At 75.7% G+C, this 24,855-nt stretch carries 15 protein-coding genes; 3 read left to right on the forward strand and 12 right to left on the reverse strand.

From position 1 onward, the window contains the following. The first annotated feature begins 200 nt into the window (after nucleotides 1-200). Entirely contained in the window at nucleotides 201-560 is a 360-nt protein-coding gene (locus ACIF6L_RS24725) for a UBP-type zinc finger domain-containing protein (RefSeq protein WP_396491178.1), read from the forward strand. A 5-nt stretch (nucleotides 561-565) separates the two neighbouring features. On the opposite strand, the gene ACIF6L_RS24730 is transcribed toward ACIF6L_RS24725, so the two are convergent. Both ACIF6L_RS24730 and ACIF6L_RS24735 read right to left on the reverse strand, forming a co-directional pair. Further along, nucleotides 566-1,510, reverse strand: a complete 945-nt coding sequence (locus tag ACIF6L_RS24730) for a DUF5996 family protein (RefSeq protein WP_396491179.1) — start codon at nucleotides 1,508-1,510, stop codon at nucleotides 566-568. A gap of 152 nt (nucleotides 1,511-1,662) precedes the next feature. Next, on the reverse strand, nucleotides 1,663-2,550 hold the full coding sequence (locus tag ACIF6L_RS24735; RefSeq protein ID WP_396491180.1) for an NAD(P)-dependent oxidoreductase: 888 nt from the start codon (nucleotides 2,548-2,550) through the stop codon (nucleotides 1,663-1,665). Between the two features lie 53 nt (nucleotides 2,551-2,603). On the opposite strand from ACIF6L_RS24735, the gene ACIF6L_RS24740 reads away from it, so the two are divergent. Further along, nucleotides 2,604-2,990 carry a winged helix-turn-helix transcriptional regulator gene (locus ACIF6L_RS24740; protein ID WP_396491181.1) on the forward strand — a complete coding sequence of 129 codons (387 nt, stop codon included), beginning with the start codon at nucleotides 2,604-2,606 and terminating at the stop codon, nucleotides 2,988-2,990. A gap of 187 nt (nucleotides 2,991-3,177) precedes the next feature. On the opposite strand, the gene ACIF6L_RS24745 is transcribed toward ACIF6L_RS24740, so the two are convergent. The 10 genes from ACIF6L_RS24745 to ACIF6L_RS24790 form a co-directional block, all read right to left on the reverse strand. Beyond that, complete coding sequence (locus tag ACIF6L_RS24745; protein ID WP_396491182.1) at nucleotides 3,178-4,959, reverse strand: hypothetical protein; 1,782 nt, start codon at nucleotides 4,957-4,959, stop codon at nucleotides 3,178-3,180. Further along, nucleotides 4,956-7,085: a hypothetical protein gene (locus tag ACIF6L_RS24750; protein ID WP_396491183.1), complete on the reverse strand. Its 2,130-nt coding sequence runs from the start codon at nucleotides 7,083-7,085 to the stop codon at nucleotides 4,956-4,958. Before ACIF6L_RS24750 ends, ACIF6L_RS24745 begins: the two co-directional genes overlap by 4 nt. Next, nucleotides 7,082-9,622 (reverse strand): hypothetical protein, encoded by a 2,541-nt coding sequence (locus ACIF6L_RS24755; protein WP_396491184.1) that lies wholly within the window; start codon nucleotides 9,620-9,622, stop codon nucleotides 7,082-7,084. Before ACIF6L_RS24755 ends, ACIF6L_RS24750 begins: the two co-directional genes overlap by 4 nt. Then, entirely contained in the window at nucleotides 9,619-13,365 is a 3,747-nt protein-coding gene (locus ACIF6L_RS24760; RefSeq protein ID WP_396491185.1) for a tubulin-like doman-containing protein, read from the reverse strand. The genes ACIF6L_RS24755 and ACIF6L_RS24760 overlap by 4 nt, the downstream gene beginning before the upstream one ends. 117 nt (nucleotides 13,366-13,482) lie before the next feature. Continuing rightward, nucleotides 13,483-15,846, reverse strand: coding sequence for a VWA domain-containing protein (locus ACIF6L_RS24765; RefSeq protein ID WP_396491186.1), 2,364 nt, complete (start codon nucleotides 15,844-15,846; stop codon nucleotides 13,483-13,485). A gap of 87 nt (nucleotides 15,847-15,933) precedes the next feature. Then, the gene (locus tag ACIF6L_RS24770; RefSeq protein ID WP_396491187.1) at nucleotides 15,934-16,515 is read right to left on the reverse strand and encodes a Pycsar system effector family protein; all 582 of its coding nucleotides are present in this window, start codon (nucleotides 16,513-16,515) and stop codon (nucleotides 15,934-15,936) included. A gap of 3 nt (nucleotides 16,516-16,518) precedes the next feature. After that, nucleotides 16,519-18,189, reverse strand: a complete 1,671-nt coding sequence (locus ACIF6L_RS24775) for a hypothetical protein (protein ID WP_396491188.1) — start codon at nucleotides 18,187-18,189, stop codon at nucleotides 16,519-16,521. Beyond that, nucleotides 18,186-21,086 (reverse strand): hypothetical protein, encoded by a 2,901-nt coding sequence (locus tag ACIF6L_RS24780; protein ID WP_396491189.1) that lies wholly within the window; start codon nucleotides 21,084-21,086, stop codon nucleotides 18,186-18,188. Before ACIF6L_RS24780 ends, ACIF6L_RS24775 begins: the two co-directional genes overlap by 4 nt. Then, nucleotides 21,079-21,984: a hypothetical protein gene (locus ACIF6L_RS24785; RefSeq protein WP_359837068.1), complete on the reverse strand. Its 906-nt coding sequence runs from the start codon at nucleotides 21,982-21,984 to the stop codon at nucleotides 21,079-21,081. The genes ACIF6L_RS24780 and ACIF6L_RS24785 overlap by 8 nt, the downstream gene beginning before the upstream one ends. Nucleotides 21,985-22,061: 77 nt before the next feature. Next, nucleotides 22,062-22,784: a Crp/Fnr family transcriptional regulator gene (locus ACIF6L_RS24790; RefSeq protein ID WP_329490224.1), complete on the reverse strand. Its 723-nt coding sequence runs from the start codon at nucleotides 22,782-22,784 to the stop codon at nucleotides 22,062-22,064. Between the two features lie 771 nt (nucleotides 22,785-23,555). Between ACIF6L_RS24790 and ACIF6L_RS24795 the strand changes: the two genes are divergently transcribed. Then, nucleotides 23,556-24,773 carry a hypothetical protein gene (locus ACIF6L_RS24795; RefSeq protein ID WP_396491190.1) on the forward strand — a complete coding sequence of 406 codons (1,218 nt, stop codon included), beginning with the start codon at nucleotides 23,556-23,558 and terminating at the stop codon, nucleotides 24,771-24,773. The last annotated feature ends 82 nt before the right edge of the window (nucleotides 24,774-24,855 follow it).

Raw genomic sequence — 24,855 nt, forward strand, 5'->3', positions numbered from 1 at the left:
CGGCCGGCGTCGGCCACCGCCGCGGGCCGCGTCGCCTCCCCTGGCGCGGACCGGCTCCGTACGGCTGCACCGCCCGCTGCTGCTCGTCACGGAATCTTCGTGCGAGCCGGTTGGTTGGGATGGGGGCAGACGGTCCGAGGGCTTGGGCGTCGACGTGCCGAACCGGCTCCGGGCCGAGCCTTCATCGGGAGGTGTGTCCCATGACTGACAGCCCGATCCGGGGGATAGATCCATCCGCGCAGCCGAGCGGGGACGGGTGCGTGGAGTGCCTGGCAGGGGACGGGCCGGGGTGGTGGTTCCACCTGCGGCGCTGCGCGGAGTGCGGGCACGTCGGATGCTGCGACTCCTCACCCTCGCAGCACGGCACGAGGCATGCCCGAGAGGCGGGGCACCCGTTCCTGGCCAGCTTCGAGCCCGGTGAGGCGTGGTTGTGGGACATCGAGACCGAGCAGTACTACGAGGGGCCGGAACTGGCACCGCCCGCCGCCCACCCCACCTCGCAGCCGACTCCCGGCCCGCGCGGCAAGGTCCCTGCCGACTGGCAGCTTCACCTGCACTGACGCGCTCAGAACGGCAGGGTCGGCAGTCGGGGGTCCGTGATTCCACCCGGGCATGCGAGGCGGTCGACGTCCCAGCCGGCCCGGACGGCCCCGGCCTGGTAGGCGCTCTCGTAGAAGGCGAGTACGGTCGCTCTCGGATCGGCCTCGGCCCGGGCCGCGTCGTAGCGCAGTACCGCCAGGTGGCTGTCGGTGAGCGCGATCCACTGAGCAGATGCGGGTGCCAGCGGGTGTTCGGCCAGGTGCGCGGGCTCGGGAGTCGTGTAGGAGTAGAAGGCCGGTTCGCCCAGGTCGGCATCGCCGAACCAGAACCCGAAGCTGATCAGCTCCCGGGAGTACGCCTCGCGGGTCACGGGGTCCGTCTGCGCCGGCTGGTCGAGGGCGCGTCCGGAGAAGCGGGTGTGGGCGATGTCGAGTGAGTGCCAGAAGAGGTGGACCGGGCTGACCTTGCCCGAGAAACGCGCCGCGAACTCCTCCAGCACCAGCCCGACCTGGCTGAGCACCTGCCAGGAGCGATTCGCCTGGACAGGATCGTAGGTCGCGTGCTCGACGTCCTGGGCGAACGGACGGTCGGAGTCGGGCAGCCGGTAGGGCCGGGGGTCGTGGATCTCCACCTGGACGCCCAACGCTGCCAGGGTCTCCAGGGTCTGCTGGTAGAAGGAGGCCACGGACTGGCCGAGGAGCGGGAAGGAGTCCGTCCTGCCGTCCGCCATCGCGACGACCAGCCGGTGGTCGACGAAGTCGAAGTCGATGGTGAAGATCGGGTTGCCGTCGACCTGGCCCATGGGCCGGGTGGTGATCCCACGCCCGGTGAGGTGGAACGGCACGTTCCACCAGTGGTTGCGCCGCACGCTCGCCGCCAGGCGGACCTTGCCCACCACCTGTGCGTAGCGGTGCAGCGTCTCCTTGGTGTCCCGCCACTCGGCGAGCGGCATCGCCGGGAACAGCTCCATCGGGTCCCTCCTGACCGTCGGCCCTTGTTCCATGATGAGCACGGTGGCCCGGACGCGCAGCGGTGGGCGAATCCGGCGGCCGTCCTGGAGACCGGGCCGGGGGGGTACGGCGCGCGCCGACGTCGAGCAGCCGGCCCGGTCGGTGGTCGGGGTCAGTGGCGGCCCAGGATTTCGGCGAGGCGGCTCACTCCGTCCTCGCCGTGGCCGAGGGCGATGGTGCGGCGGACCAGGCCCTCGGCGGCGCGCATCAGTCCGGACTCGATGCCGTGCGACTCGGCGGTGTGCACGACGTGGGCCATCGTGGAGACCGCCGAGGTGAGCGGGTTGATCGCGCCCGAGTAGCTGCCGCTGTCGAAGTCCTCGGCGAACTCGGCGAACAGCGGGGGCAGGATCGCACCGATTCCCTGGGCGAACGGCGCCAGCTCCCGCCCGGCGATGCCCTCGGCCTTGGCCAGCGCCAGCGCGTGCACGAAGCCGGCCATCGCCGTCCAGAAGATGTCCAACAGTGCGATGTCGAAGCCGGCCGCCCGGCCGATCTCCTCGCCGAGGTGGGTGTGGGTGCCGCCGAGCGCCGCCAGCACCGGCGCGTACCGCTCGTAGAGGTCGGCGGGCCCGCTGTGGATGAAGACCGCCTCCGGGGAGCCGATGCTCGGGGCCGGCGTCATGATGGCGCCGTCCAGGTACCCGATGCCGTGCTGCACCGCCCAGGCGGCCGTGGCCCGGGCGCGGTCCGGCGAGTCTGCGGTCAGGTTGACCAGCGTCCGGCCCTTGAGCGCGGCCTCCACCTCCTCGCGGTGCAGCACGGCGTCCGAGGCGTCGTAGTTCACCACGCAGATGACGGTCAGCTCGCTCGCGGCCACGGCCTCCTCGGGCGTGGCCGCGCTCACCGCACCACGGGCGACCAGTGCGGCGTCCCGGCCCGGGGTGCGGTTCCAGACCGTGGTGCGGACGCCGGCGTCCAGGAAGGCGCCGGCCAGGGCGCGTCCCATCGGCCCGAGACCGAGCACGGTGACGGTGGGCCGGGTGAGGTTGGTGGGCATACTTCATCTCCTGTAGACATGGTGGTGGACAGCGATGACTCCGGGGGGAAGAGATGACGCGCGGTCAGGCCGTGAACCCGAACGTGTGCGGGGTGACCGCCGTGGTCGCCGTGATCGACGGCAAGTGGAAGACGTCCCTGCTCTGGCTGCTGGAGGCCGGCCCGCAGCGCCCCGCCGAACTGCGCCGACTGCTGCCCGGCCTCAGTGAGAAGGTCCTCACCCAGGCCCTGCGCGAGATGGAGTCCGACGGCCTGGTGCACCGCGAGGTGTGCGACGTCCTTCCGCTGAAGACGGTCTACTCCCTGACCGACTTCGGCCGCCGACTCTCCGACGCGCTCGGCCCGATCTCCGACCTGGGCCACGAGCGCCTCGACCGGATGGCGGCCGAGCGGGCCGAGCAGGTGGAACAGGTCGGACAGGTCGAACTGCCGGCCTCCTGACCTGCTGTCCTCTCCCTTCGCCCTTCTGGGTACCAGTCTCGTCGCGCTGCGCCTCGCTGCCCAGTACGCACAAAAAGGTGGCTACCGGGTAGGGGCGCGTCGCACCACACCCACTGCCACGTGCGGCCTCGCACGTGGCAGTGGGTGTGGTGCGACGGCTCGTGGGCTCCGGCCGGGTGTGGGTGGGTCAGAGGATGTGGTAGATCGCGGCCGCGAGGATGACTACCAGGCCGAGCACGGTGCCGCAGAGGATGAGGATGTTCCGGCCCTGGGGGTCGGGTGGGGGCGGAGGGGGCCGGCGGGGTGGGGACGGGACCGGGGGCGGGGTGGGGCGTCGGTCGGGTGGTGGGGGGTCGGGCGGGGCGGAGGGGCGTGGCGGGTCGGTGGGTGGGGTGAGGGTGCCGGGGGGGAGTTCGTGGAGGAGGCGTTGCCACAGTTCGGGTGGGAGGTCGGGGGGTGCGGCCTTGGCGCCGGGGGGTGGGACGAGGTGGCGCAGCAGCTCGTGTTCGACCGCGGTGCCGTCGTAGAGGAGTGCGCTCAGCAGGGCGTCGAGGGCCGGTGCGTGGCGCCGGTCGCGGACGTGCGGGGTGACGGCCCACTGGAACAGCCAGGCGGCGCGGTGGGCGAGTTCGGCGGTGGACTCGGCGGACGGGTCGGGCCGGCCCCGGTCGGTGCGGTAGAGGTAGAGCCGCTGGTCCAGGACCTCCGCGCAGAGGCGGTGTTCGTCCTCCGGGTGCCGCTGGGGGCTGCGGCGGTGGAGGACGAGCAGCAGGCGGCGGGTGGCCGGGTCCGGGAGGTCCTCCTCGCGCAGGATGTCGAGCAGGGGCCGGTCGCCGATGCCGTCGGTCAGCCGTAGCAGGTAGGGCAGCAGGTCGTTGGTCGAGCCGGGCCGGCGCAGGGCCCGGCGCAGTTCTTCGGTGGGCGGCACCGCCGGCGGGGCGGGGCGCTTGGGCGGGACGTAGACGGGCTGGTCCTCGGGGCCCGGGTCGGGATCCGGGGCGGGGTCCGGGTCGGGGACTGGGGCGGGGCCCGGGGTGGGATCCGGTCCGGCCGCCCGGACGCCGAGGGTGCGGGCGAGGCGCCGTAGGCGCTCCTCGGCCGGCCAGCTCGCGGCGTCCCGCAGCTCGCCGGTCAGTTCGGGCAGACCGGCCGCCCGGCGGCCGGTGGTCTCCAGACAGCGTTCGACCAGGCGGGCCGCCAGCTCGTGGGCGAGGTCGGCCTCGGGGCGGCGCGGGTCCACCCGGGAGCGGGGCTGCTGCTGCCCGGAGTCGGTCGCCCAGTCGGCGACCCAGGTGACCAGCAGGTCGTGGCGATCCGTCACGTCGTAGGTCGCGAAGGTCCACGGCTGCTGGAGCCAGGTGTGGCCGAAGATCTCGTGCAGGCCGCTGATCACCGCGGCGGACGGGTTCCGCTCGGGCCAGCCCGGCAGGGCGTCACTGCGCAGGGAGAGACGGTGCCGAGGACGGCGCAGCAGGGCCGCGGTGGCGACGGTGAGCGCGTCGGTCACCCCGGCGATCCGGGCCGGCGTGTCGGCCCAGGTCTGTTCGGCGCTGTCCCGCAGCAGGGCCCGGGAGACGGGCGGGCAGCGGTCGGTGGCCTCCTCGGCGAACCGCTTCGTGCCGAACGACCAGTCGCGCAGCGCCAGGGAGAGCCGGGCGCCGAGCACCTCCTGGTGGCCGAGCAGCAGGTGGCAGGCGGTGTTGGGCCGCCCGCCCAGGTCGGCGGTCGGCCACCGCCGGATGACCGCCGCCTCCCCGCGCTTGGTGACCGTCCGGACCAGGCTGGGGCGCAGCGCGCCGTCCACCCTGAGCAGCGGGGCGAGCTCGCGGGCCAGCTCCTCGGCGCGTTCCGGCGGGCAGGACCACGCGGCGGCGGCCATGCCCGCGCCGCGCCGCCCCAGATTGCCCTGCCAGCGGAACACGATCTGGTCGACGGTGCTGTCGGGTGCAGTGGCGCCCGGGGCGCTCATCCGGTCACCTCCCCGGGGGCGTGGCCGTCGGCCAGCTCGATGATGCCGTGCATGGCGAGCAGCGAGATCAGCGGCTCCAGCACCCGCTGCGCCCGGACGCCGCGCGGGTAGCGGCTGTCCTCCTGTCGCCCGCCGGTGGCGGAGGAGATGTGCAGGGTGCAGTGCAGGGCGGTGTCGAAGGGGCGCAGCCAGGCCTTCCCGGCGTGGCGGTGCAGCAGCGCGTACACGTCGCGGCTCTCCTCAAAGAGCCGTCGGCGGCTCAGCGGAAGGTGGCCGGGCTCGGTCAGCCAGCGGTCCACGGGGGGCTCGGAACGCAGCAGGTCGGCCTTGGCGACCACGACCGCCGAGGGGACGGTGAGGTACGGGCCGTTGCGGGGGATGCGGTCCAGGGCGGTGGCGAACGCCGGGTCCCCGTCCCGGTTGACGTGCAGGCCGAGCGCGGTGCGGATCTCGTCGAGCTGCGGCAGCGGCATGGCGAGGGTGGGGTCGACGACGAAGACCAGGGCGTCGATGCCGAGGAGGAACCGCAGCAGCGCGTCGGTGCGCAGGAGGTCCTCGCCGGCGAGGTCGAAGAAGGCCAGCGGGCGGACCCGGCCGCGCGCGTCGGTGATCAGCAGGGACTCCACGAAGCGGGCGGAGTCGCCGGCGCCGAGCCCGGCGGTGTGGGCGAGCACGTTGCCGTCGCGCAGCGGCACCACGCGGTCGTTGAGGAAGCTGGCGTGCTGCTCCGGGTTGACGGACTGCCAGCTGACGCCGTAGGGCTTCAGCCGGTCGTCGGCGATCTCGGCGATCATCTGGGTCAGCAGGTGGCTCTTCCCGGTGTTCGACTGGCCGATCATGGCGACGGTCAGCGGACGCCCGTTGGTCAGGTAGGGGACGGGGATGTGGTGCGGCGGCGTCGCCGGACCGCCCTCGCAGAGCTGGAAGGCGCCGCGCAGCTCGTCGGCGAGCACCCGCGGGTTCTGCTGGTCGGCGAACCGGTAGGGCTGGAGGTCCTGGACGGCGTCGGGCACGTAGAGGGCGTTCGGGTCGAACCGGATGGGTTCCAGGCAGTAGGGGCAGAGCACGCCGCCGGGGTCGGCGGCCGGGTACCCGTACGGCGCGCCGTCCGGGCCGGCCGTCGCGTCCTGGTCGGCGGCCGCCGGGGCGCCGTACCCGGGGAGCGCGGCGTACCCGGGCAGCCCGGTGTCGCCGGGGTGCTTGAGTGCGACGGCCCGGTCGAACTCGGCGCGGTGCCGGCCGAGGCCGTCGCCGCCGGCGGTGCGGCCCGCGCCCGGGCGCCGGTCGGGCGCGAGCAGGCCGAGGAGCGCGGCCGGGGCGGGCCGGTCGGCGGCGCGGGGGGCGAAGGAGGACCGCATGGTGTGGGCGAGCGAGCGGTGGTCCGCGAGGTCGGCGGGCTCCCGGTCCGGGTCGCCGGGCCGCCCGGTGACCAGGCGGTACATCACCTGGGCGGTGCTCCAGAGGGCGTCCCGCGGGTCGGTGTGCCCGGTGCCGCCGCGCACCTCCGGCGAGGCGTACGGCGCGGGGCCGCGCGGGGTGCGCGGCCGCCCTGTGTGGGCCACCGCGTCCAGGCCCCACAGCTGGACGGCCCGGCCGTCCCAGCGGACGGCGGCGGGGGTGATGCCGTGGTGGACGAGGCCGAGTTCGGCGAGCAGGGCGGTGGCGTCGACGAGGTCCCGTTCGACGGTGCGCAGCTGGGTGACGGCGAGGCCGTGCAGCCGCTCGGCCGGGGTGCCGCGCGGCGGCCGGTAGAGCACGAACGGCTCGGCGACGTCCAGGTCGTAGCCGATCACCACGGGGAAGAGCCGGGCGAACTCGGTGTCCCCGAACGTGCGGTGCAGCCGCAGGGCGGTCGCCGCCTCGGTGTCGAGCGCGTCGCGGGCGGCGTCCGTGACCCCCGTGCCGGGGGGCGCCGCCGCCCGGACCTGCACGCACTTGACCGCGCCGTCGAGCAGGGTGTTCCGCATCAGGGGGGCGTCGCGGACCACCGGCCCGGTCGGGTCGGGGCCGAACCTCGCGGTGGCGAGCAGGCGTCGCCCGGCGGGCGTCAGGTAGGGCAGGTCGACGCCCTTGGGGCGGCCGGGGTCGCCGGGGCTCCGCGGCCGGACGGGCCCGGTGGTGCTCACCACTGCTCCTCCTCCTCGGGCAGCGAGACGTGCCGCTGCCGGACGGTCTCGACGACGCCGGCCCGCAGCGCGGTGAGCCGCAGCTGCCCGGCGTAGCGGCCGGCCGCCGTCCGGACGTCCCGGACCTCGGGTCGGCCGGGCGAGGTCCGGTGCCCGCCGGAGCCGTCCTGGGCGGCCTCCGGGGCGAACCGGATCAGGGCGACGGCGTCGGGGTTGCGGCTGAGCAGGTCCAACTGCTCGGCCGAGTTCAGCTGCAGCAGGCCCTGGCCGTCCTGGTCGGGGCCGGCCGCGTCGGCGGCCCGGCGGATGTCGATGCCGAGCAGCCCGGCCGGGCCGCTGCGGGCCCGGTGCGGCGCGGCGAACGGCGGGGCGGGCAGGACGTCGTTGCGCCGCAGGTGGTCACGGGCCACCGCGAGCAGCTCGCGCACCCGCTCGGCGATCCGCTCCTGGGCGGCGTCGCCGGCGTGGCCGCGCTCGACCGCGCCCCAGTAGGGCTCCAGGGCGGTCAGCGTGGCGTCCGTGAGGTCGCCGGCCAGGGTCGGCACCAGGTCGGGACCGCCCTTGGCCTCCCCGCGCTCCAGCCAGCGCGGGCCCGCGGCGGCGGTGCCGGGCAGGGGCCCCGCCGGGTGGAAGGGGTCGGCCGTTCGGGCCTCCTCCCGCCGCTCGCTGCCGCCTCCGGAGGGGACGCTGGTCCAGTCGTACTCGTCGGGTTCGTCCGGTTCGGTCGGCTCGTCGCCCTGGTGGTGGTCGCCCCGCCCGTACGGGGTGGACGCGTCGTTCCCGGGCTCGTCGTCGGCGGTACGGCCGAGCCAGTCGTCGTCGCTCTCCGCCATGGCCTCGGGCGGGTCGGCCCCGAGGTCGCGGGTGGCCTCCTCCTCGGCGGCGGTGACCGAGGCGCGGAGCACCCCGACCACCGACAGCGCCGCGTCGGCGCAGTACCGGCGCTCCTCGACGGCCCAGAACTCGCGCAGGGCGCGGGCGAGGAGCTCGTCCAGGCCGTTCAGTCCGTCCTGCAGCGGTGTCACACCGCGTTCCAGGCCCCAGCGCTGGGCGTGGTCGTGCCAGGTGCGCAGCAGCAGCCAGCCCCCGAGCCCGAGCCCGGCAGGCAGACCGAGCGCGCCCGCCCAGACCGGCAGTCCGGCCGCGCCGGCGGCCGCGGCCGCCACCGCGGCCCCGAGGAGGGCGGCCACGCCGAACCGGCCGGCGTCGGAGGCCCGGCCCGGGCCGCCGGGCAGCCGGGTGACGGCCCGCAGCATGCCGAGCACGAGCAGCACCGGGACGGTGAGCGCGGCCGGCAGCGCCGGCCAGGTCCAGAACCCGCCGAGCGCGCCGGCCAGCCCGGTCAGGGCCAGCACGCCGGAGCCGGGCGGGTCGGGCGGCAGCGGACGGTCGGGTGGCGCGGCCTCCCGCAGCCGGTCCAGTTCGGCGATCCGCGGGGCGTTGGAGAGCGGCTGCACCTGCTCGGCGAGCAGCGACAACTGCTGCTCCACCGAGCGCAGCGACAGGCCGTCGCGCAGCAGCCCGAGGGCGAGGCTGCGCAGGCTCTCGCCGATCTGCTCGCCGGTGGTGGTGGCGGGATCCACGGCGACGCCCAGCCGGGCGAGCCTGGTCGCGGACTCGGCCGCGGACTGCGCGCCGACGGTGCCGCCGTCGCTGCGCAGCACCTTGCCGATCAGACTGCCGTAGCGGTCCAGCGCCGACCGGGCCCGGTCGAGCGCGGACTCCAGCTCACGGCGGCCGGCCCCGTTGACGAGCCCGGCCGGGCTGCCGAGGGTGACCAGTTCGGCCTCGGCGTCCGACAGCGCGTCGACGACCTCGTGGCGCACCCGAGAGGTCTCGCCGCCGTCGACCGGCCGCCCCGGGGTGCCGGTGGTGGAACCGGCGACCAGACCGGCGAGGGTGGTGGGCAGCGTGGCGCCGGTCAGGACGGTCGGACCGGAGGTGTGCGAGCCGGCGAAGCGGAGCAGCGCCTCGCTCCACGCCTGGCCGCGGACCTCGGGGGAGAGGCCGTGCTCCAGGACGCGCAGGGCCGGGGCGGCCACGCCGTCGGGCAGCGAGCCGAGCAACTCCAGTGTCTCGTCGAACAGTTCGGGCATCGCGAGGACGTCGACCAGGACGGCCAGGGCCTGCGGGTCGGTGGGCCCGGCCTGGTCGGCGGCGCCGTGACCGGCCTGGAGGTCGCCGGCCCAGAGCAGGCCCGCCTCGGGGGCGCGCAGGGTGGCGGGGCGCACCAGCCGGCGCTCCGCCGGGAGGTCCTCGTCGGAGCGGGCCGGGAGCCCGCCGACCAGGAGGCAGAGCACCCGCACCCGGCCGGGCGTGCGGTAGCCCATGATCTGCTCGAACCGGGTGCGGTGCTCGTCCAGCCCGGCGGGGGTGTCGACCACCAGGAAGCGCTGGTCGTGCGGTTGGACCAGGCCCTGCGTCGCGAGCCGGGCCGAGACGGCCGCCCGCAGCACGGCAGGGTCCTCGCCGGCGAGTTCGGCGGTGCGCAGATCGAGGTGGACGACCGGCGCGGACTGCGACAGGGGAGTGCTCAAGCGGGCTCACCGCCCCGGCGCTCCGTGCCCGGCTCGCCCGGCTCGTCCCACCAGGAGGTGGAGCGCGGCTTGTCGGGGAACTCCCGCGGGGGTTCGCCCCGGGCGGCGGACCGGTCGGCGCTGCGGTCGGCGTTGCGGTCGGTGTCCCACCCGGTGTCCCGGTCGCTGCCACGGTCGGCGCTGTGGTCGGTGTCCCACCCGGTGTCCCGGTCGGGGCCACGGTCGGCGCTGCGTTCGGTGTCCCACCCGGTGTCCCGGTCGGTGTGTCCCACGAACCCGGTGTCCGGGGCGGGCTCCTCCCGCCGGTCCGCCGGTCGGGGGGAGGGCTTCGTCCAGTCGTCGTCGTACGCGGCCCCGGAGCGGTCGGCCCGGTCGGCCCGGTCCTCGTACGGGTTCCGCTCCCCGCCGGCGGTGCCGTGGCGGTCGTCGTCGTCGTACGGGTCCCGCTCGCCGCCGGTGCGCTTCGGGGCGGGCTCCCAGCCGCGCGCGCGGCCCCGGCCGTCGGGCCGGTCGGCCGGTCGGGCGGTGCCGAAGTCGTCCTCCTCCCGCACCGGCGGGACGCGGGTGCCGTACGCGTCCTCGTCGGTGTCCTCGACGGCGCGCGGGGACAGCTCCCCGCGCTGGATGACGTCCAGCAGCGTCTCCAGGTTCGGCTGGACGGCCCGCTGGTCGCCGAACTCCAGCTTCAGCGCGGCCGGCAGGGTGTCCGCCCAGAACTGCCAGAGCGGGCGGAACCAGCCGTCGACCCGCTCCCCGCCGATCTCCCGGCGGGACCGGAGCATCCGCAGCTGCTGCGGGGCGATCTGCTCGACCAGCCGGACGAACAGCGGGTCCGGCCGGCTGGCGGAGCGGGTCAGCCCCGCCGGGCGGGCCGCCATCAGCCGGCTGCAGTAGTCCTCGACCGTCCGTTCGTCGTCCAGCACCGTCCAGCGCTCGTAGGCGCGCAGCAGCTCGGCCCAGCTGGAGACCCCGTTCTGCTGCTCACCGAGCCGCAGCCGCACGCCCGGCACGTCCACGCCGCGGTCGCGGAACAGCCGCAGCCGGATCAGGTGCGGGGAGTCCTCCGGCCCCTCCAGCACGTCCACCTGTCCGTTCCAGAGCAGGCTGAGCAGCCGGTGCAGGATGAGCCGGCGGTCGGCCTCGGTGGAGACCAGCCAGTCGTCGCGGTGGCCGAGCCGCTGGCGCCAGCGCAGGACGTCGTCGCTCTGCTCGTTCTCCTTCGCCTTGGCCCACTGGCGCAGCATCTTGCGGGCCTCCGGCACCTGGGTGAGGCTCATCTCGCTGCGGAACAGCACGACCGTGATCGACTGCGTCTCGACGCCCCGGAACTCCGCCCGGGCGTCCTTCGGCAGCCGCAGCGCCTTGCGCAGGAAGTCCTCCACCTCGTCCGCGGACTTCACCCGCGGGTACGTCACCAGGGCCTTGAGCGGGCCGGTGCCCTCGGGCACGAACCCGGCCGGCAGCAGCCCGGCCAGCTTGCGGCCGAACTGCTCCAGCGCCTCCTTGCTGACCTGCTCGGCGTCCTCCGTGCTCCCGGCCGCCGCGGCCAGCAGCACCCCCATGGCGGGCAGCAGCGGGCGCTCCTCCAGCTGCTCGCCGCTCTCCGCGAAGAGCCGCTTGACGCCCGCCTCCACGGCGGTCTTCACCTCGCCGACCGCGTTGCCGGGGTTGCGCCGGCTGAGCGCGTTGGCGGAGCGCCACTCCTCGCCGCCGACCAGGCGCATCAGCAGCGCGGCCTCGTCCTCGGTCTCGGGCAGGCCCTCGCGCGCGGTGAGGCGGGTCACCAGGTCGTCGTAGAAGTGCTTGAGGTCGCGCTGCGGCGGCAGCAGGTAGGAGACGCCGGTGCGGTCCTCGTAGAGCGTCTGGGACTGCTCGGCGAACGCCCTCGGCTCGTCCCGGGCGTGGTTGCGGAAGGCCGTGGCGAGCCGGCCGACCTCGGCCTCCAGCGCGCGGGCGGTCGGCTCCCAGCGCTGCTGCTGGCTCTTCCAGCCCTCGTGCCACAGCTGCCGGCTGCGCCAGCGGTACCAGGCGTCCTGGGCCCGCAGCACGGCCTGGACCTCGTCGTCGCCCCAGCGCGGCTGGGCGAGCCCGCCCATGCGGCGCCGGATCCTCGGGGCGGACGGCGGCTGCTCCCGGGTGCCCGGCGGCAGCGGGGGCGTGTGGGTGCGCTGGTCGAGCAGGCCGAGAAAGCCGAGGCGGGCGAGGTCGTTGCCGTCCTGCGGCACGCCCCGCACGATCCGCTGCACGGTGAACGGGTCGACCTTCGCCAGCAGCCGGTCCACCGCCCTGCGGGGCGCGAAGTCCTTGGCCATCTCGGCGGTGCGGACCGCCACCTGCCGGGCCAGGTTGGCGAGTTCGGACTGCATGTCGCCGAGCCGGGCGGCCAGTCCGGCCTCGATGGCCGAGCTGCCGCGCGGCTCGGGAGACGGCGGCTGGATCTCCAGGGCGGGCCGCAGCAGGAGCTCCTCCAGGCCGGAGTCGGTGAACATCTGCTTCACCAGCTCCTCGGCGGAGTGGCCCGGGCGGTGCGTGCGGTCGTCGAGCTGCTGGACGGAGGCGCGCAGGATGCGGCCGGAGACGAGCGAGGCCAGTTCGTCCACCGGGGCGGTCATCGAGGCGACCAGGCTGGTGGAGACGCCGCGGCGGCCGATGCCGGACGGCGCGGTGGCGGCGCGCTGTGTGCCGCGGTTGATGAAGCTCGCGGCGAAGGTCTGGTAGTCGTCGTCGGCCCGGGTGCGGGCGGTGCGGCCGTCGCCGAGCTCGGTGCCGATCAGCGACATCACCAGCGACACCATCGAGCGGCGCAGGTCGTCCGGCCGGATGCCGGCGGTGCGGTTGAACAGGAAGGCCGTCGGCAGGATGCCGGTGCGCAGCCGGATCGGGGCGGTGTGCGGGTAGCGCACGCGCAGCGTCAGGTCCTCGTCCAGGTCGCCGAGTTCGGCTCCCTCGACCGGGGCGTTCTGCTCGTCGACCAGGCGGAAGAGGTCGACCAGGGCGCGGGCCGAGTTGAGTTCCGCCTCCCGGCCGCCGCCGCTCGCCGCCGGGAACGCGGAGGGCATCACCACCAGCGGGTAGATCTTGACGCCGTCGAAGCCCTTCTCCCGGAAGGCGTGGTTGATCAGGTACAGGTAGTCCAGGAAGATCCCGGCGCCGGTGCCGCCCGCGACGGAGAACGCCACGAAGACGTCGCAGCCGGAGACCGGGCCGCCGCCGAGCTGGCTGAGCACCCCGCCGGAGCGGGCGAGCGCGTCGATGGCCTGCATCAGCGGTTCCAGGACCGGGTCCAGCCCGCCGCGGAGGGTGCCGAACAGCCCGGCGCGGCCGACGGTGGGCAGCTGGCCGGCGCCGTTCTTCAGCGGTACGACCCGCGGCTCGTTGTTGCGGGGCGGCAGCCAGGCGGCCGTCTCGTCGGGGAGGCTGGCCCGCAGCATCTTGGTGACGTCGGGCGAACTGTCGAAGTTCGGCAGCAGGTCGTGGGTGGAGCGCGAGGTGCGGCTGAAGACGGGGCGCAGCGCCGGGGCGGCGGAGGCGTGCGGCAGCCTCGACAGGTCGGTCTCGCTGAAGTCGGCGTAGACGAACTGCAGGCAGTCCGGCAGCTGGTAGGGGGCCATGGCGCCGAGGCCGGTCAGCGCCGTGCCGTCCGGCCCGCAGAGTTCGGCGCGCAGCCGCCGGTCCAGCTCGGCGCCGACGAGGCCGCCGGTGCCGCCCAGGCCGACGAAGAGCATCGGCTGGAAGATCTTCATGTGTTCCGCCTCCATCCGGCCGCGCGGTGCGGCCGGTTCGGGTGTGGGGTGGGGCGAGGTGGACGTGCGTGGGGTGGGCGTGGGTCGGGGTCGGCGTGGCTGGGGCGGGCGCCCGGGTCAGAGGTAGTCGGAGGACGGCGTGGACGGTCCCGTCGCGAACGGCCGGTCGTCGGACCGCGGTGGAGGCGGGGTCGGCCCGGTGCGGCGGCCCGCGCCGAGGCCGAGGCTCAGGCCGTCGGCGAGCGGAACGGGGGTGTCCGCGCTCAGCCGCGAGGGCGACCGGCGGCGGATCTCCAGCACCGCGCCGCCGTCCTGGCTGCGCTGCACCCGGTACGTGCCGCCGGGCCGGCGGACGATGCGCGGGTGCGGCCCGCCGACACCGCTCACCTCGAACTCGTACCAGCCGCGGGAGCCGGCGGACGCGGTGTGCTTCCCGATCTCGCGCCCGCCGTCGTCGAGCAGGAGCAGCTCCAGCCCGGCCGGGGTGCTGCGGTCGCGGGTGATCCGGCGACGGACCAGCAGGCCCAGCACGGCCAGCACCACGACGGCGCCGGCGAGCGCCAGGGCCCACCACCACTGCTCCAGGAAGGTCGGCGGCGGGGTGACGGTGAGGGACAGCGGGCTGTCGACCAGCACCCGGTCCCGGTCGGAGGTGTCGACGACGGTGACCTTGCCGCCCACCGTCACGCCGTCGTCGCCGAGCAGCCGGCCGAACGCCTTGGCGCTGCCCACGGTCAGGGTGACGTCGACCGTGCGCGACTCCTTGGGCGCCAGCGTGACCGAGCCCGGGGACACCGTCAGCAGGCCGGCGGCGAGGTCGGTGACGGCCGGGCGCAGGGTGTGCGGCACCGCGTCGTCGTTGCGCAGGGTCAGGGTGCCCCCGACGCCGTCCCCGGGGTGGGCGCTGGCGCCCCCGTCCAGCGAGAACGACGCGGTGACCAGCGGCACCGCCGGGGAGACCACCGAGGCGGCCGGGCGGTTCTCGTCGGCGGCGAGGCCGGAGGCGGTCAGGGTGCCGGAGGCGGTGATCCGGCCGGTGGCGCCGGCGGGGACGGTGACGGTGCCGGTGAACGTGGCATCGCCGCCCTTCGCGTCCGGGGCGGCGCCGTCGTCGGCCAGCGGGACCGGGACGGACGGGAAGCCCTCGCCCGCCAGGACGGCGGTGACGCCGAGGTCCTTGAGGTCCTGCTGGTCGGTGATCGCCAGGCCCTTGCGGGTCTGCAGCTTGAGCGTCACCACGGCCTTCTCGCCGGCCCGCGGCGACGGCGGGGTCAGCGTGATCGAGCTGTTCAGGGCGCCGCGCCAGAGCACGCTGACGCTGGCCAGCTGGTCCCGGTGCCCCTCGGGGGCGTCCAGGTGGACCCGCCAGTCGCCCGGCACCGGGTCGGTGATGCGCAGCGACTCGACGCTCTGGTCGCGGCCGGAGAACTCGAACGTCGAGTCGGGGTCGGACCCGGGCCCGGTGATCTGCTTCCCGGAGGGGTCGAAGTACGTGGCGGTGACCTGCGGGTCGCCCTTGTCGACCACGATGCTGCCGACGGTGGCGAGTGGGGAGATCCGCACGGGCAGGTCGGCCGGCGGGTGGCCGGTCTTGCCGGGCTCGGCGCGCAGGCAGTGGGCGGCGGCGAAGGCGGCCTCCAGCGCGGTGCCGACGGCGCCCGAGTCCTGCACCACCGAAGCCCGGGGCCTGGCACCGGGCAGGCTGACGCAGCCCTCCTGGAAGCCGCCGGCCGCCATCCGGTCCAGGGCGGCCCGGTCGATCTCCGCGCCGAAGCCGAGCGGCCAGATCTGGATGTTGGCTGCCTTGGCGGCGGCCAGTGCCCTGGTCAGCGCCTCCTCGCCGGCGGCCGCCCGGTGCGCCGGGTCCCCGTAGGCGGGGCTGTCGCTGACGTCCAGCCTGCCGTCGGTGAGGACGAACAGGACCCGGGGGACGGCCGGGTCGGTGCCGTCACCGAGCCGGCCGACGCCCTGGAGAACGGCGTTCGGGAAGTCGGTGCCCTGGCCCTCGTCGGGGGCGCGGCTGTGCAGCTTGGCGATGCAGGTGCCGATCCGGTCGCGGCCGGCGGCGTCGAGGACGGTCGGCGGGCAGACCTCGTCCACCGGGTGCTGGCCCGCGTTGTCCGCGCTGGCGAAGCCGAACACGCCCACCGTCGAGGCGGGGTGCACCTCGCCGAGGGCGATTCGGACGGCCGCGGCGCGCTCGCGTTCGAGGTCGGCGGGCTTGAGGCTGCCGGACTCGTCGACGGCGACGGCGTAGTTGACCGGGCCGATCGACGCCGACGGTGTGCCGGGCGCGGCCGCGGGCGCGGGCGCGGGCGCGGGATCGTCGGCGGCGGCCGGACCGGCGGGCAGGCCCGTGGTCAGCAGGGCCGCCGCCGCGACGACGGCCGCGGCGCGACCGAGGCGGTGGCGCGGCCGCCGGGGCCGGGCCGCGGCCGTCGTGGCGCGCCTGCGGGAGGGCCCGAGGGACAGGTGGTGCACCGTCATCTCCTCTGGATCAGGGTGCGTGCTCCCGGCCGACCGGTGTGGCCGGCCGGGGAGTCGGCGGGTGGGGGCAGGAGGGTGCGGTCAGGCGAGCAGCAGCCCGGCGGTGGTGAGGGCGGCGCCGGGCGCGAGGCAGCCGACGCCCCAGCGGATCCAGCGGTACTTGGCGGCGAGGATGGTGCTGACGTCGACGGCCTGGACGAGCAGCCAGCCGACCGGGTCGCGGCCCGCCGCCGCGACCCGGTCGGCCAGCGCCGTGCGGCCCTCGGCCGGCAGCAGGTCACCGAAGTAGGTGACGCCCTCGTGAGCGCGCTGGGTGCCGGTGCGGGGCAGGATCGCCCGCACCAGCGCCACGGCTCCGGCCGCCCAGAGCGCGCCGCCGAGGGCGAGCAGGACGGCGGCGAGGCCGGTGGGCCGGCCGTCCGGCCAGCTGCGGCCGAGCAGCAGGGCCGGCAGGCCGAGGGCGGCGGTGAGCAGGATCGAGGCCTTGGTGTCGGCCCGGCCGATGTCCTCGCGGACGGCGGCCAGCAGGCGGTCCGCGACGAAGCGGGCCTCGTCGGGGGCGGGTGCCTGCGGGGACGGGGATGTGGTCGGGGACGGGGACGTGGTGGAGGTGGCGGCGGGGGGCGGTATCGGGGGCACGGTGGTGGTGCGGGGGTCGGGCACGGCTCACCACCCGCCGTTCGGCGACCAGGGCCGGTCGTCGTCGCGGTCGTCGTCGGGGGCGTGGTCGGGGTCGTGATCGCGGCGCCGGCCCCGGTCGCGGTCCGGGCCGTGGTTGTCGGTGCGCGGGGTGCCGGTCCGGTCGGTCCGGGGCCCGGGGGCGTCGCGGGCCGGGGCGGGTTCCCAGTCGTCGAAGGCCTCGCTGGGCCGGCGTCGAAGCCGGGTGTCGGCGGCGGGCCGCTGCGGCGGAGCCGGGTCGGCCTCCAACCAGGAGGGCGTGTAGGGGCGTTGGCCGCCCGGACGGTCCGTCCGGTCGGTTCGGCGGTCGTCCGGCTCGGACCACCGGTTCTCGCGCTGCTCCGTACGGCGGTCGTTGCGGTGCGCGGCCCCTTCGTTCCGGGCGTCGCCGGGGCCGTCCGCCCTGGTGCTCCGATCGTCCCGGCGGTCGTTCCGGCGGCGCTCGCTCCGGTTGGTGTCGCTCCGGTGGTCGTCGCGGCGGTGGTCGTCGTGGCGGTCCGACCGGTCGTTCCAGCTGCTGCGGCGCTCGTCCCACCGGCTGTCGTTCCAACCGTCGGTCCAGTCGCTGTTCCGGTCGTCCTTCCGGTCGTCGTCGCGGCTGCCGTCGCGATCGTGCCGGCGGTCCGACCGGTCGTCCCGGTGCTCGTCCCAGCGGTCGTCCGGGCCGTCGTCGTGCTCCCGGCCGGGCGGCAGCTCGCGGCGCGGCGGTGCGGGCCGCACCGGCGGTCGGCCGAAGCTGCCCTCCACCCGGTACGCCCCGGTGCCCAGCAGCTCCCGGACCTGGCTCTCCAGCTCGGCGGACTGGATCACCCCCTTCTCGACCAGGTCCAGGGTGTGGTCGAGGAGTTCGCGCCGGTCCTGGCGGGCCTCCTGGCGCAGCAGCTCCATGAAGGCCCGGGCCTCCGCCGGGTTGTCGGCGAGCATGAAGCAGATCTGGCTCCACTCGCCGCCTTCGAGCATCACCCGGAACTTCTGCATCCGCAGCTGGAGCAGCTCACCGCTGTGGTGTTCGCCGGCCAGGTCGTGCGCGTGCTCCCGCTCGGCCATCGTCCCCCGGTGGTCGTCGTCCCGGACCTGCTCGGCCTGCGCGATCGCCTTGCGGTCCACCGTGAAGCGGATGTACAACTCGGCCCGCAGGCCGAGGTCGTAGCCCAGGTCGTCCCACTGGCCGTTGCGGCAGGCGGACTTGACGGCGCGGTCGGCCTCGGTCGCGGCGGTGATCGGGTAGCCCGCGCAGACCCCGCGCAGGCGCTCGGTGAGCGGGGCCCGCAGCCGGACGGCGACGTTGGTGACCTGCTCGTCCACCACCTTGAGGTAGTCGGTGACCGTCCACTGGATGTCGGCCTCGACCTCGAAGAAGGTGGTGCCGCCCGCGGCCGGGACCTGCAGCGACACCCGGGTCATATGGGTGCCCCGCGCCACCTCGCAGACCGTCACCGGCCGGGCCATGAACGGGCGGCCGACGTGCTCGCTGCCCCGGGCGGTGATGATGCTGTGGCCGCCGTTGCGGTAGAAGAGCACCTGGGCGACGCCGGCACCGGGCTGCGGGAGGCCGCCCTCCGGGCGCGGGTACTCCTTGAGCAGCGGGCCTGCCGGGTGCACCGAGGAGGCGCCGCCCCGGCCGGGGGACTTCCGGCCCGCCTTCGGGTCGTCCGTCATCGTTCGTCCTCCTCGGTGTCCCTGCGCTGCCGGTCCGTGCGCTGTTCGTCCGTGTGCCGCCGGTCCGTGCGGTTCGGGTCGGGGGCGGTGCGGCTCCGGTCCGGACGGCCGACGGGGGCGGGCCGGGCCTCGGGGGCGGGGCGGCCCTCGGTGGCGAGGTGCCAGAGGCGGCGGGCCGCCGCCTTGTCCAGCGGGGCGTCGGGATCCTTCATCATCCGGCGCAACAACCAGTCCAGGAGCTGCCGTTCGCGGTCCCCGCCGAGCAGTGACGGCAGCAGCGCGGCCAGGCCCCGCCGGGTGTCCGGGCCGCCCTCCAGGCCGCCGTCCTCCTCGGGGACGGCCCCGCGCAACCAGTACTCCAGGCAGTCCGTGGCGGCCTCGTGGGAGCGCGGGGTGCGCAGCGCCGTCCACATCAGGTCGGCCAGGGCCCGGACCCGGTCCGGCCGGGTCACGGCGAGGGCCAGCGGCAGCGGCCAGTCCAGGTGGTTCGCGAGGTCCGGCGAGGCCTCGCCGTCCCAGACCTCGCCGACCGTGGTCACCGCCAGCCGGACGATGGTGAGCAGCCCCAGGTCCTGGTGCGGCACGCGGCGGTCGGCCGTCCAGTCGGCGATCCGGCGCAGGACCGCCCGGTCGTCGGGGCCGGACAGCAGCCGGACGGCGCTGTGCGAGACGAGCGGCGCCTGGTCGTCGTGCTCGTCGGTGCCGATCCGGGCCAGCCGGTCCAGCGCCTCCTCCACCGGGGCGATGTGGCCGAAGCCGAGGGCCATCGCGGCGGTCCAGCGCAGCCGCACCGAGTCGGACCTCGTCCAGTCCCGGACCAGGGCCCGGACGGCGGGCCGGTGGCTCTCGTGCCGGGCGGTCTGGTCGAGCACGGTGGCCGCGAAGGCGCGGCGCTGGGTGGCGGGGGCGGTGGCCATCGGGCGGACCAGCTTCTCGTAGCCGGTGGCGAAGTCCCGGGAGCACAGCTCGCCCGAGGCCAGCGCGGCCCGGACCCAGACCTCGGGGCGCGGGTCGTCGGCGAGCAGCCGCATCCATCGGATCACCGGTTCGCGGGCCGGGTGGTGGCGGTCCCAGACCTCGGCGAGGACGGCGGCGGGCAGGGCGGCACCCCGGTAGCGGACGATCCGGGCGGGTGCGCCGACACCGGCCGTCTCCACCTCGCCGTCGGTCAACTCGGCCCGCAGGAAGGCGAGGTCGGAGGCCGGGTCGTCGCAGAACAGCGGCCGGGCGGGCGCGTTGGCGGGATCGCGGGCGACCGCGAACTCCCAGGTGAGCAGGTGCGCGGCCTCCGCGACGGTGCTGTGCGCCGAGCCGTTCAGGACGGCGAGGGCGATCCGGGACGCGGTGGGGTGCAGCACGGTGGCGGCCGAGCGGCCGTTGTCCCCGGCGGTGTCGGCGATCTCGCGGTCGGCGCCCGCGAACCACTGCTGCGCCTGCTGCGGGGCGAGGCTGGCGCAGCCGTCCAGCAGGTCCTGGCGGGTGAGCCGGCCGAGCACGTGGGCGGAGACCAGGTCGGCGAGCAGCTCGGCCTCGGCGGGGCGGAGGTCCTCCAGGCCGACGGCGGCGCGCACCTCCGGGTCGTCGACCAGTTCCTCGGCACGCCCGAACGCGTGGGGGTCGGTCCGGAACGGCTCCCCGGTGGACCCTGCTGCGGACCCGGTGGACCCGGGGGACCCTGCTGCGGACCCGGCGTCGGACTCCGCGTCGGACTCCGCGTCGGGGTGCTCGCCGCCCGCCCCGGCGGGCTCCGCCGCGAGGCGCTCGGCCAGCCGGGCCCGGAGCAGTTCCTCGGTGGGCGCCGGCGGGCAGATCAGGCCGTACCGCCCGGCGAGCAGCGGGGCGGCGGTGGGGCCGGCGGCGACCACCAGGACCGCGAAGGAGTCCCGGGCGACGAGGGCAGCGGCGAGCGCGTCGAGTTCGAACTCGTCGGGCGGCAGTACCGTGCGGCCCCCGCCGGACGGGAGTTCGAGCAGGTAGCCGCGGTCGCGGTGCTCGCCCTCGGCGACCACGGTGGTCAGCCGGGGCACCCGGGTGTCCGGCGCGATCCGGGAGACCCGGGCGGGCGGCTTCTCGCCGGCCGCCCCGCCGGGCTGCGCCCCGGCCGCGGGCTGGGCGGGGCCCGCCTGGGTCAGTTCGTCGAGCAGCGCCAGCGCGGTGCACGTCCGGCCGGTGCCCGGGGCGGCGGCGAGCACCAGCACGCGCTGGCGGCGCAGCGCCCGCTGGAGGCCCACGTACCCCTCCGGCTCGCGGTAGATCCGGCGGACCCGGCGCAGTTCCGCCTCCGGCACCGGGCCGCTGACCGCGCCGACCGCCTGCCGGCCGTCCAGGCTGAGGTGGACGTCGCCGATGTGGGCGCGGTGGAACACCGAGCGGTCGAAGAGGTTGTGGTCGCCGCCGACCTGGTAGGAGGACCGGGCCGAGCGGTGGGCGCGGGAGGTGGCGGCCATCCCGGTGGCGGCGCCGCCCTCGTCCTCCTGCTCGTCCAGGAGGCGGTCGCGGCTGCGCTCACGGAAGCGGCCGGCGGCGCGCTCGCGTTCGGAGCGCTCCTGCTCCTCGCCGTCCTGTTCGGCGCGCCCCGGCTCCTCCCGGTCCGCCTCGGCGCGCGGTGGACCGTCCCCGGTGCGCACCGGCTCGTCGCCGGCCGGCGGCTGCGGCCCGCGGTCCCGCTCGGGGCGGTCCGGCCCGGGACGCTCCCGGTCGGCGCGGTCGCGCCCGGGGCTGTGCGCACCGCGGCGGTCCCGGTCGCCCGGCTCGCGGCCGCGGTCATGGTGCCCGCGGTTCTCGGGCCCGCCGGCCCGGGGCTCCGGGCGGGCCTCCGGCCGCCGGGCGGCGCGCTCGCGCGGCTCCTCCGCCCTGCGCTCGGCGGGTGCCTCGGTGGTGCCGGCGGGCTCAGCCACGGCGGTCTCCCTCGGTGGTGCGGCCGATGTGGACCGGCGCCTGGTACGTGTTGTCGTGGTGCACCGAGAGGTCCCCGGCGACGGTGGTGCCGTGGGGCAGACCGGTGGCGACCGGGTCCGCGGCGGGCCCGGGGCGGGGCTCGGTCCGGTGCGGGGCGCTCCCGGCCGCGTGGTCCGGTGCGCCCGTCGTGCCGCCGTCGGCCGTCCCGCCGCGAGCCGGCTCCCCTGTGGTCGGCTCGTCGGCGGGCGGCCCCTCGGCGGACGTGCCGCCGCCCTCGGGTACCGGGACGGGCCGTGGCCTGCCCGGCAGCCGGAGCCAGGCGTGCACCCCGCCGTCCTTGAGCCGCAGTCGCGCCGGAGCGTAGTGCTCGGGGTCGACGAAGCGGCCGCCGTGGCAGACGACCTCCCGGTACAGGGAGTCGGAGACGACCACCACCAGGTCGGCCCGGTCGCGTTCGAGCAGCCGGCGCGCGGCGTCCGAGTCGGTGAGCCGGCAGGCGAGGTCGACGGCGTGGCCGCTGATCCCCTGGGCGTCGTGGGTGACGGGGCCGACGTGCAGGCCGATCCGGAGCCCGAGCGGCATCCGCAGGTCGCGGTTGTCCTGGCGCAGCTGCTCGTGCACCTCGGCCACCCAGACGCCGATGATCCGGGCCGGCGGGACGGTCGAGGCGATGGCCGCCAGGATGCCGTCGCCGCGGTCCTCGCGGTGGACGAGCCGGGCCGGCACCCCGGCCCGGGCGAACGCCCGGTCGAGGACGGCGTAGAGCTGCCGGCGCATCCGGGTCTTGCCCTGGTCGTCGTAGGACCCGGACCGCCGGACGTCCACGCCCACGACCAGCTCGTACACCGCGTCGACTGCCTGGTCGTCCACGTCCACCCCCATGGTTGTCTCTGCCACGCCGTCAGGATTGCCTGCCGCGCGCCGGGTTGTCTGTGACCGTTTACATGCGCCGTGCGGTGACGCCCGGCCGCGCCTCATGTGCGCCGTCGCGCCTCCGGCCGCTGCTCGGCCGGTCCCCGCGCGAGCAGTAGCAGCGGGGCGGGGGCGAGGATCTCGACCTGCCGGGTGCCGGTGCGCACCAGGCCCTGGTCGCGCAGGAGCCTGAGTGCCTTGGCCACCGCCTCGCGGGTGGCGCCGACGGTCGCGGCGAGGTCCTCCTGGGCGAGGTGGACGACCGCGGCGGCGCCGTCCCGGCCCGGCCGGGAGGTGGCGTCGGTGCCGGAGAGCTCCACCAGGCGGCGGGCGAGTCGCTGGACCACGGTGAGCGAGGCGAGCGCGGACCGTTCGCGGTCCGAGTCCCTTAGCCGGGAGGCCAGTTGGGTCATCACCTGGCTGCCGACCCGGGGGCTTTCGGCCAGGAACCGGCGGAAGCTGTCGCCGGGAATCACCAGGGTCTTGACGGGCCCGAGCGCCTGGACCGTCGCACTGCGCGGTCGCTGGTCCAACGCGGCCAGCTCGCCGATGAGTTCACCCGGTCCGCGCAGGCCGAGCACGAGCCGGGTCGCCCCCCGGTCGATGGCCGTGAAGACCATGGACCAGCCGGCCAGCACCAGCAGGACGTGCGTGGACCGGTCGCCCTCGGAGAGCAGGTGCTGCTCCGGCCGGAACGTGCGCTCGGCCCCGAGCGAGACCAGGGCTTCGAGATCGTGGGCGGTGAGTGTTCGGGCGAAGGGCTGGTCGCCGCCGAGCAGACCCATGTCACCTCCTGGTCCTCACCAACCGTCTTGATCCGCTCCGACGTTGGGAGATCGTAGACCTGCCGGAGGAGGAATTTGGCCGAATTTCTCGCGATGGGAGCGATGTGGTGCTGGAGGGATTCACGAGGCTGGTGTGACATCTCCGCGAGGAGTCGGCGGCGCCCGGACCGTACGGCGAACGGGCAGGTCGGCAAGGTGATCGCGGGAAGAGCGGCGCAGTTTGGGACACGATTCAGACATCTCTTGGCAACAGTGCGGTGTACACGCTCGATGCGCCGTCGTGCGCCCCCGCGCACTGCGTCCCGGGGGACGTCCGGCGAACCGGCCGGGCGGCCCCGGTCACGCCGGGTGGCCAGCGGCGGCGGGCGGGTCGGAGGTGGCCTGCGGGGCCGGGTGGGCGGGCCGTCCGGCGGCCCTCTCCACCGTTCCGGCCAGTCGAGTCCGGTCCCTTGACACGATCGGCACAACTTCACCACTCTTGGCCCATCGCCGAGCTGGTGTGGACGACTGACCCATGGTCATTCATCTCAGCTGATGGCGTTGTTGCCAGCCAGTCATCGAAGGAGGTGTGTGCCATGAAGAAGATCGTCGTCCGCAAGGCCGGCCCGGTTCGCCTCACCAGCGCGGCCCGTGCGCTGTACCTGCCGTGGTCCTGCGCCGTGCAGAACTGATCCATCCCCCCGGGCAAGGGGGCACACGGTGCCGGCCGGACCCACGTGCGGCCGGCACCGCTCCACCTCGCCCCTCCGCCTACCTCCCGCAGGAGGATCCGTGCACTCCTCCACGGACAGCGGCTCCGCCGCCCCGGGCGTCGACCTGGACCGTGCGGTGCCACTGCGTCGCCTCGTCTATCTGCAGGAGGCCGACGAAGTCACCATCGGCAGCCCGGAGACCGACACCTACGCCGTCTTCCCGCCCGACGGCGCCGAACTGGTCCGGATGCTGGCCGACGGCCGCACGCCCCGCGAGGCCGCCGAACGCTACGAGGCCGCGCACGGTGAGAGCGTCGACATCGCCGACCTGGTCGAGGCCCTCGTCGAGCTCGACCTCGTCCGCTCCGCCGGGGAACCGGTGGGACCGGACGGACCGGCGGGCGGTGCCACCCCGGTGCGCTGGCAGCGGCTGGGCCGGCTGGTGTTCAGCCGACCGGCCTTCGTCGGCTACGCACTCGTGACGGCCCTCGCCGTCGCCGAGATGATCCGGGTGCCCCGGCTGGTCCCGCGCGTCGACCACATCTTCTTCAGCTCGTCCTACACCCTCGTCGTGCTGATGCTGTTCGTCGGCCAGGTGCCGCTGCTCGCCCTGCACGAGGCCTTCCATGCGCTGGCCGGACGCCGGCTCGGCCTGCGCTCGCGACTCTCCGTCGGACGCCGGCTCGTCTACCTGGTCCTGGAGACCTCCCTCGACGGCCTGGTCGGCGTGGAGCGGCGGAAGCGCTACCTGCCCATCATGGCCGGCATGCTGGCCGACACCCTGGCGATCGCCGTGCTCACCCTCGTCGCGGACCTGACCCGTGACACGAACGCCGGCGTCGCGTCGATCTGCCTCGCGATGGCCTACGCCACCGTACTGCGCCTCGCCTGGCAGGGGTTCTTCTACCTGCGGACGGACCTCTACGTCCTGCTCAGCACCGTCCTGGGCTGCGTGAACCTGCACGCCGCCGCGGCCGACGTGCTGCGCAACGCCGTCCGGCGCGGCACCGGACGGCCGCCGCTGGACCTGTCCGTCCACCACCCGGTGGACCGCCGCGTCGCGCGCTGGTACGCCTGGCTGATGCTGGCGGGCTACGTGTTCACGCTCACGATGTTCGCCGGGGTCGTCGTACCGACGGCCTACCGGCTGCTGCACGACATGTGGCTGCGGCTGACCGGCCAGGCCTCGCTCGCCGGCCGGCTCGACTCGCTCGCCCTGATGCTGCTCAGCGCCGCGCAGACGGTGGCCGTCCTCGTGCTCGTCGCCCGCGAGCGGCGCGCCGCCGCCTCGGCCTGACGCCCGCCCCCGCCCGTGCGCGGCTCGCCGCCCCGGCCCGACGCCCGAACCGACCCCTCTCTCCTGCGCCACCGCACGAAAG

The organism is Kitasatospora sp. NPDC086009 (assembly GCF_044540385.1).
Classification (GTDB): Bacteria; Actinomycetota; Actinomycetes; order Streptomycetales; family Streptomycetaceae; genus Kitasatospora.

Bases quoted from the DNA above. Each gene is read 5' to 3' on its own strand.
- ACIF6L_RS24725 (WP_396491178.1), top strand. From the start codon at position 201: ATGACTGACAGCCCGATCCGGGGGATAGATCCATCCGCGCAGCCGAGC.
- ACIF6L_RS24730 (WP_396491179.1), bottom strand. From the start codon at position 1,510: ATGGAGCTGTTCCCGGCGATGCCGCTCGCCGAGTGGCGGGACACCAAG.
- ACIF6L_RS24735 (WP_396491180.1), bottom strand. From the start codon at position 2,550: ATGCCCACCAACCTCACCCGGCCCACCGTCACCGTGCTCGGTCTCGGG.
- ACIF6L_RS24740 (WP_396491181.1), top strand. From the start codon at position 2,604: ATGACGCGCGGTCAGGCCGTGAACCCGAACGTGTGCGGGGTGACCGCC.
- ACIF6L_RS24745 (WP_396491182.1), bottom strand. From the start codon at position 4,959: ATGAGCGCCCCGGGCGCCACTGCACCCGACAGCACCGTCGACCAGATC.
- ACIF6L_RS24760 (WP_396491185.1), bottom strand. From the start codon at position 13,365: ATGAAGATCTTCCAGCCGATGCTCTTCGTCGGCCTGGGCGGCACCGGC.
- ACIF6L_RS24775 (WP_396491188.1), bottom strand. From the start codon at position 18,189: ATGACGGACGACCCGAAGGCGGGCCGGAAGTCCCCCGGCCGGGGCGGC.
- ACIF6L_RS24790 (WP_329490224.1), bottom strand. From the start codon at position 22,784: ATGGGTCTGCTCGGCGGCGACCAGCCCTTCGCCCGAACACTCACCGCC.